This is a genomic window from Streptomyces sp. NPDC057702 (assembly GCF_042799315.1).
GTDB lineage: Bacteria > Actinomycetota > Actinomycetes > Streptomycetales > Streptomycetaceae > Streptomyces.
This window is the reverse complement of record NZ_JBHVJC010000012.1, coordinates 200,596-208,434: the sequence shown is the minus strand read 5'-3', so window position 1 is coordinate 208,434 and position 7,839 is coordinate 200,596. Positions and strand designations below refer to the sequence as shown.

4 protein-coding genes are annotated in these 7,839 nt (G+C 72.8%); 3 read left to right on the top strand and 1 reads right to left on the bottom strand.

The features are described from left to right. Positions 1-143 precede the first annotated feature (143 nt). On the bottom strand, positions 144-599 hold the full coding sequence (locus ACFVFR_RS11750; RefSeq protein ID WP_383699979.1) for a tellurite resistance TerB family protein: 456 nt from the start codon (positions 597-599) through the stop codon (positions 144-146). Between the two features lie 757 nt (positions 600-1,356). Here ACFVFR_RS11750 and ACFVFR_RS11745 point away from each other — a divergent pair. The 3 genes from ACFVFR_RS11745 (at position 1,357) to narH (ending at position 7,816) form a co-directional block, all read left to right on the top strand. Continuing rightward, the gene (locus ACFVFR_RS11745; RefSeq protein WP_383699977.1) at positions 1,357-2,403 is read left to right on the top strand and encodes a tellurite resistance/C4-dicarboxylate transporter family protein; all 1,047 of its coding nucleotides are present in this window, start codon (positions 1,357-1,359) and stop codon (positions 2,401-2,403) included. Positions 2,404-2,591: 188 nt separating this feature from the next. Beyond that, positions 2,592-6,194 (top strand): nitrate reductase subunit alpha, encoded by a 3,603-nt coding sequence (locus tag ACFVFR_RS11740; RefSeq protein ID WP_383700005.1) that lies wholly within the window; start codon positions 2,592-2,594, stop codon positions 6,192-6,194. After that, positions 6,194-7,816 carry a nitrate reductase subunit beta gene (gene narH, locus ACFVFR_RS11735; RefSeq protein WP_383699975.1) on the top strand — a complete coding sequence of 541 codons (1,623 nt, stop codon included), beginning with the start codon at positions 6,194-6,196 and terminating at the stop codon, positions 7,814-7,816. The genes ACFVFR_RS11740 and narH overlap by 1 nt, the downstream gene beginning before the upstream one ends. The last annotated feature ends 23 nt before the right edge of the window (positions 7,817-7,839 follow it).

Genomic DNA, 7,839 nt, shown 5'->3' with positions numbered 1-7,839 from the left:
CGGGGGGGGGCGCCCGCGGCCCGCCCCCCCCGCGCCCCGGGGGGGGCGCCGGGGGGGGGGGGGGGGGGGGCGCGGCGGCCCCCCCCCCCCCACCGCCGCGTGCGACGCGGGCCCACTCGACGGGCCCGGCCGGTCGGGTCGGCCTAGAGGTCGAACTCGTTCGGCGCGATGTCCAGGGCGTAGCAGACCTCGCGGACGACGGCCTGCTCGGTCAGGTCGAAGTCGCCGTCCGCGCCGCCGATGACGATGCCGATCTGGATGACCGCGCGCGCCTCGACCGGCTTCTTCTTGACCTTGCCGATGTCCTGGATCACGGACACCTTGCCGAACTCGAAGTCGGCGGCCAGCTTGTCGAGGTACTCGTTGAAACGACGCTGCAGATCGTCGGCGGGGAAGTTCTGGAGCACGTCGTTGGTGGCGATCAGCGAGGCCACGCGCTGCCGCTCGGAGGCGTCGACCGAGCCGTCGGCGGCGGCCACCAGGGCGCACATCGCCATGCTGGCGTCCCGGAACGCGCCGCTCTTCAGCTCGTTCTTCTTCGCCGTCAACTGGGTCTGCATCGAGGACGCGGACTCCTTGAGCTTGTCCCACAGGGCCATCGGTAACTTCTCCTCGTGTTATCGCGCGGCGGCCGTAAGAAGCCCTCGGCGACGCCCGCAGATCTCTACAACGATGTAGAAGCTAGCAGGCCCGTCACCCCCACGCGGCCCGACCCGACCCCTCGCGACGGACGAGGCCACGCGCGCCCGACGCCTCCGCCCGCCTCCCACCCCCCGAAGGGGCCGCGACCTCGCCCGCGCCGCCGGGAGCCACCTCCCGCCCGGAGCCCGCCCGCACGTCCGCACATCCGCCGTGCCCGCCCGCCCACACGTCCGCGTGGCCACACGTCCGCGCGCCCGCCCCGGTCCACGCGCCACCCAGACGGGTCACCCTCGGATCAAGCCGCCTGGGGCGCGCCCCAGCAGCCCCATCCGCCCCGGGGCCGAGGTGGCGCACGGGGGCGCACGGGAGTGTCGTGGAGCGGTGGGTGGGGTGCCACGGGATCGGGTCGCTCGCTCGCGTGGCTCGGCGGTGCGCCCCTGCCGGGCCCGTCGGTCCAACGGCGGGGGCCGTACGGGGCGTACGAGGTGCGCCCCGCGTACGCCGGTCGCATGCCGGTCCGCCGGCGCGTCACGGCATGCCGTTCGAGCCCAACTCCCTTGACCAGGACAAGTGTTGCCCACGTGGCGGTAAAGCATCGGCCATCTTCGCGAGGCCCCCGGAGCCCCTCGCGGATGGCCGGTTTCCCATGGGACGTAGGGGACTTGGGGAAACCGATGGGGTGGGACCGCGCGGGGGCGGTGGCACGCTGCGGGAATGAGGTGGACACAGGAGGTCAGCGGGCGGGTGCGGGCACTGGCACCGGCCTGTTTCGCCCCGGTCATGGCCACGGGCATCGTGTCGCGCGCGGTGGCGAGCGGCGGTGCGCGGCGGCTGTCCTGGGCTCTGCTGGGCATCGGCCTGGCCGGGTTCGCCGTCCTGGCCCTGGCGCTGGCGTGGCGGCTGCTGGCCTACCGCGAGCACGTCGCCGCCGACGCGGACGCGCCGGCCAGGGTCTTCGGGTTCTTCACGTTCGTCGCCGGCTCCGAGGTCCTCGCGGCCCGGCTGGCGGGCGCGGGCGCGCGGGCGCTCGCCCTCGCGTTGTACCTGGTCGCGGTCCTGGCGTGGGGAGTTCTCGCGGCTCGTACGGCCCGGACGCTGCGCCGCCACCCCGGGGCCGCGCGGCTCGCGGACGGCACCTGGTTCCTGTGCGCGGTCGGTCTCCAGTCCGTCGTCGTGGCCGGCGCCGCGCTGTGGAGCGGCCCGTGGGCCCGGGGCGTCCTGCTCGGCTGCTGGGTGGCGGGCGTGGCGCTGTACGGGGCGGTGCTGGGCGCCGTCGGCTGGCGGCTGCGGCGGCACCCGGTGGCGCCGGCCGCCCTGACGCCCGCGTACTGGGTGGCCATGGGCGCCTGCGCCATCAGCGTGCTGGCGGGTGCGCAGGTGGTGGGCCTGGGCTGGTCGGCCGGGCCGCGCCGGGCCCTGCTGGCCACGCTGCTGGCGCTGTGGTGCTGGGCGACGCTGCTGCTTCCGGTGCTGGTCGCGGCCGGATACTGGCGGCACTGCCGACATCGGGTGCCGGTGCGGTACGAGCCCACGCAGTGGTGCGTCGTCTTCCCGCTCGGGATGTACGCGGCGGCCAGCCGGCAGCTCGGCGGCGTGGCCGAGGTGGCCGCGCTGCGCCCGGTGGCCGGCGTGGTGACCTGGCTCGCGGTCGGCGCCTGGCTGCTGGTCACCCTGGCCATGACGGGGCTTCCCTGGCGATTCATCCGTCGCACCCCGTCCGTGCCAACGAAGTCGCTGGGTTCCGGCCAAAATCAGTTCTAAAAGGCACGCAAAGCCCGGTGAGCGGTCACGTCAAGAACGACGCTGTCCGCTTCCGCTCACTCCCTGTACTGGGCCACGCTGCGCTGAGCAATCGGCAAGCGGCTGAGAGGGGGCCCGTCGTGGCCTCGAACAAGTTCGGGTTGCGTGTGGGGCGTTCCGCTGACGCCGCCGAACGCGCCCTGCTGGCCATGGGGCAGATGTTCCACAAGGCGCCGGTCAGCCCGCAGGCACGCGCGATCTTCCGTACGGACCAGAGCGTCAACGACTCCACGTACCGCGAGCGGTGGGCGCACGACAAGGTGGTGCGCTCCACGCACGGCGTCAACTGCACGGGCTCGTGTTCGTGGAAGGTCTACGTCAAGGACGGGTTGATCACCTGGGAGACACAGGCGACCGACTATCCGACAACCGGTCCCGACCGACCCGAGTACGAGCCGCGCGGATGCCCGCGCGGCGCTTCTTTTTCCTGGTACACCTACTCGCCCACGCGGGTGCGCTACCCGCACGCCCGTGGCGTGCTGGTCGAGCTGTACCGGGAGGCCAGGCAGCGGCTGGGCGACCCGGTGGCGGCCTGGGCCGAGATCACCACCGACCCCGACAAGCGGCGCCGCTACCAGTCGGCCCGTGGCAAGGGCGGCCTGGTGCGCGTCGGTTGGGACGAGGCGCTGGAGATCGCCGCCGCAGCCCACCTGCACACCCTGCGCGAGCACGGCCCGGACCGGATCGCCGGCTTCTCGCCCATTCCCGCCATGTCGATGGCCTCGCACGCGGTCGGTGCCCGCTTCCACGCGCTGATCGGCGCGCCGATGCTCTCCTTCTACGACTGGTACGCGGACCTGCCGGTGGCCTCCCCGCAGGTCTTCGGCGACCAGACGGACGTGCCGGAGTCCGGTGACTGGTGGGACGCGGCGTACCTGATGCTGTGGGGTTCCAACGTCCCGGTGACCCGCACCCCGGACGCGCACTTCATGACCGAGGCCCGCTACCGGGGGCAGAAGGTCGTGGTGGTCTCGCCCGACTACGCGGACGCCACCAAGTTCGCCGACGAGTGGCTGCACCCGCACCCGGGCACCGACGGGGCGCTGGCCATGGCGATGGGGCACGTGATCCTCACCGAGTTCTTCGTCCAGCGCCAGGTCCCCTACTTCGTCGAGTACGGCAAGCAGTTCACCGACCTGCCGTTCCTGGTCGAGCTCGACCCGCACGGCGCCCACGACTACACCCCCGGCAGCTTCCTGACCGCCGCCGACCTGGGCCTGGACGAGGGCGACGCGCCCGGCGCGGGCCGCTACAAGCCGGTCCTGGTGGACGCGGTCACCGACGAGGTGGTCGTCCCGGCCGGCACCCTGGGCGACCGCTGGGGCAAGGCCGGCGAGGGCCGCTGGAACCTGGACCTGGGCGAGGTGGACCCGCGGCTGACCTTCCACCGCGAGGACGGCACGGCCCCCACCGCCCGTGTGGTGCTGCCGCGCTTCGACGTCGAGGACGCCGGCTCGCTCAGCCGCGCGGTGCCCGTGCGCCGCATCGGCGACCGCGTGGTGACCACCGTCTTCGACCTGCTGCTCGCCCGGTACGGGGTGCGCCGCGAGGGCCAGTCGGGCCAGTGGCCGCTGTCGTACGAGGACGCCTCGGTGCCCTGCACGCCGGCCTGGCAGGAGACGATCACCTCGGTGCCGGCGCGGGCGGCGATCCGCACCGCCCGCGAGTTCGCCCGCACCGCCGAGCAGACCCGTGGCCGGTCCATGATCGTGATGGGCGCGGGCACCAACCACTGGTTCCACTCCGACACCATCTACCGCTCGTTCCTCTCGCTGCTGCTGCTCACCGGCTGCCAGGGCGTCAACGGCGGCGGCTGGGCGCACTACGTCGGGCAGGAGAAGGTGCGCCCGTACGCGGGCTGGCAGCAGATGGCCACCGCCGCCGACTGGGCGCGCCCCTCGCGGCAGATGGCCGGCACCCCGTACTGGTACACCCACACCGACCAGTGGCGGTACGAGAACGCCCCGGCCGACGCGCTGGCCTCACCCGCCGGGCAGGGCCTGTTCGCCGGGCGGCACACCGCGGACCTGGTGGCCGAGTCGGCCCGGCGCGGCTGGATGCCCTCCTACCCGACCTTCGCCGGCAACCCGCTGGAGCTGGGGGCCGCCGCCCGCGCCTCGGGCCAAAGCCCCGGCGACTGGGCGGCCGAGCAGATCGCCACGGGCAAGCTCGGCTTCGCCTGCCAGGACCCGGACGCGCCCCGGAACTGGCCCCGGGTGCTGACCGTGTGGCGGGCCAACCTGATCGGCTCCTCGGCCAAGGGCAACGAGTACTTCCTGCGGCACCTGCTGGGCGCCGACGACAACGCGGACGCGGACGAGGTACCGCCCGACAACCGGCCCCGGGACGTCACCTGGCACGACCAGGCGCCGCGCGGCAAGCTCGACCTGCTGATGGCGCTCGACTTCCGGATGACCTCGACGACGCTCTTCGCCGACCTGGTCCTGCCGGCCGCCACCTGGTACGAGAAGCACGACCTGTCCAGCACGGACATGCACCCCTACGTGCACGCCTTCTCGCCCGCGATCAACCCGCCCTGGCAGGCCCGTACCGACTTCGACATCTTCCACGGCCTGGCCCGCAAGCTGAGCGAACTGGCCAAGGGGCGCCTTGAGGTCGCGTACGACCTGGTGGCCACCGCGCTCCAGCACGACACGCCCGGCGAGGCGCCGCCACCGGGCGAGACGATGCCGCAGGTCACCGTGGTGGAGCGGGACTACACGGCCATCGCCGACAAGATGGCCGCCTTCGGGCCGCTGGCCGAGCGGGACGGCATCGTCGTCAAGGGCATCACGGTGCGCCCGGAGCCGGAGGGCCGGTGGCTGGCCCAGCGCTGCGGCACCGCGACCGAAGGCGCGGCGGTCGGCCGCCCGCTGCTGGACACCGATGTCAAGATGTGCGAGGCGATCCTCGCGCTGTCCGGCACCACCAACGGACGGCTGGCCGCCGAGGGCTTCCACCGGCTCGCCGAACGTGTCGGCCCCGACTCGGGGCTGACCGAACTGGCCCACTCGGTCGCCGATCGCCGCATCGTCTTCTCCGATACCCAGGCCCGCCCGGTGCAGGTCGGCGCGAGCTTCGAGTGGTCGGGCAAGGAGGGGCCCGAGCGCCGCTACTCGCCCTTCACCATCAACACCGAGCACCGCAAGCCCTGGCACACCCTCACCGGCCGCCAGCACTTCTATCTCGACCACTCCTGGATGGCCGAGTTCGGCGAGCAACTGCCCGTCTTCCGGCCGCCGTTGAACATGGCCGCGCTCGGCGAGCGCCCCCGCAAGGGCGGTGGCCAGGAGCGGTCGGTGACCGTGCGCTACCTGACGCCGCACTCGAAGTGGTCCATCCACTCCGAGTACCAGGAGAACCTGCTCATGCAGACCCTGGCCCGGGGCGGCCCGGTGATCTGGATGAGCCCCGAGGACGCCGAGGCCATCGCCGTGGCCGACAACGACTGGATCGAGGCCGTCAACGCCAACGGCGTCGTGGTGGCCCGCGCGATCGTCTCGCACCGCATGCCGGCCGGCACCGTGTTCATGTACCACGTGCAGGAACGCCTGGTGAACGTGCCCAAGTCGGAGGCGACCGGCCGGCGCGGCGGCGTCCACAACGCCCTGACCCGCCTGCTCATCAAGCCCACCCACCTCATCGGCGGCTACGCCCAGCTCTCCTTCGCCCCCAACTACTACGGCCCCACCGGAAACCAGCGCGACGCGGTCACGGTCATCCACCGCCGCTCGCAGGAGGTCGACTACTGATGCCCCCGCGACAAGCGCCCATCGGCCGGGTGATGGCCCAGGTCGCCATGGTCATGAACCTCGACAAGTGCATCGGCTGCCACACCTGCTCGGTCACGTGCAAGCAGACGTGGACCAACCGGCAGGGCACCGAGTACGTCTGGTTCAACAACGTCGAGACCCGCCCCGGCCAGGGGTACCCGCGCCGCTACGAGGACCAGGAGACCTGGCGCGGCGGCTGGGAGCTGAACAAGCGCGGCAAGCTCGTACCGCGCTCGGGCGGCCGGCTGCGCCGCCTCTCGCGCATCTTCGCCAATCCCGAACTGCCCACCATCGAGGACTACTACGAGCCCTGGACGTACGACTACGCCAACCTGACGGACGCGCCGCTGGGCGACGACGTGCCCACCGCCCCGCCGCACTCCCAGATCGACGGCCGCCCCATGGCGATCACCGCCGGGCCCAACTGGGACGACGACCTGGGCGGCGGCCCCGAGCACACCGCCAGGGACCCGCTGCTGGCGCGGATCAGCGAGACCGTGCGCCTGGAGTACCAGGACGCGTTCATGTTCTACCTGCCGCGCATCTGCGAGCACTGCCTGAACCCCTCGTGCGTGGCCGTGTGCCCGTCGGGGGCGATGTACAAGCGGGTAGAGGACGGCATCGTGCTGGTCGACCAGGACCGCTGCCGTGGCTGGCGGATGTGCGTGAGCGGCTGCCCGTACAAGAAGGTCTACTTCAACCACTCCTCCGGCAAGGCCGAGAAGTGCACCTTCTGCTACCCGCGCATCGAGGCCGGCGAGCCCACCGTGTGCTCCGAGACGTGCGTGGGCCGGCTGCGCTACCTGGGCGTCATCCTCTACGACGCCGACCGGGTCGACCAGGCGGCGGCCGTGGCCGACGAGAAGGACCTGTACGAGGCCCAGTTGGAGTGCTTCCTGGACCCCGCCGACCCCAAGGTCATCCGCGCGGCCGAGGCGTCCGGCATCCCGCACGACTGGATCACCGCCGCCCGCCGCTCCCCCGTCCACGCCCTGATCAGCCAGTACCGGGTGGCCCTGCCGCTGCACCCGGAGTACCGCACCATGCCGATGGTCTGGTACGTGCCGCCGCTGTCGCCCATCGTGGACGCGCTGTCCAAGAGCGGGCACGACGGCGAGGACGCGGGCAACCTGTTCGGCGCCATCGACACGCTGCGCATCCCGCTGTCCTACCTGGCCGAGCTGTTCACGGCCGGCGACGTGGAGCCGGTGGCCGACGCGCTGCGCAAACTGGGCGCCATGCGCGCGCACATGCGCCGCCAGAACCTCGGCGAGGAGCCCGACCCGGACATCGCCGCCAGCGTGGGCCTGGACCCGACGACCATCGAGGCCATGTACCGGCTGCTGGCCGTGGCCAAGTACGAGGACCGGTACGTCATCCCCACCAGCTACGTCGCCGAGCCCGGCAGCCCCCTGGACACCGGGTGCAGCCTGGACGGCGACGGCGGGCCCGGGATGATGGAGGCCGACGCCTTCCACGCCGCCCCCGGCGCCGGCCCCGAACCCGAACACGCCGGGCTCGCCCTGCGCGGCCGGGTCAACCTCCTCAACTGGAACGGCACCGGACGCCCGGACGGCCTCTTCCCCGAGGGCACGGCGTGAGCGCCCCACGCGCGGGAGCGGGC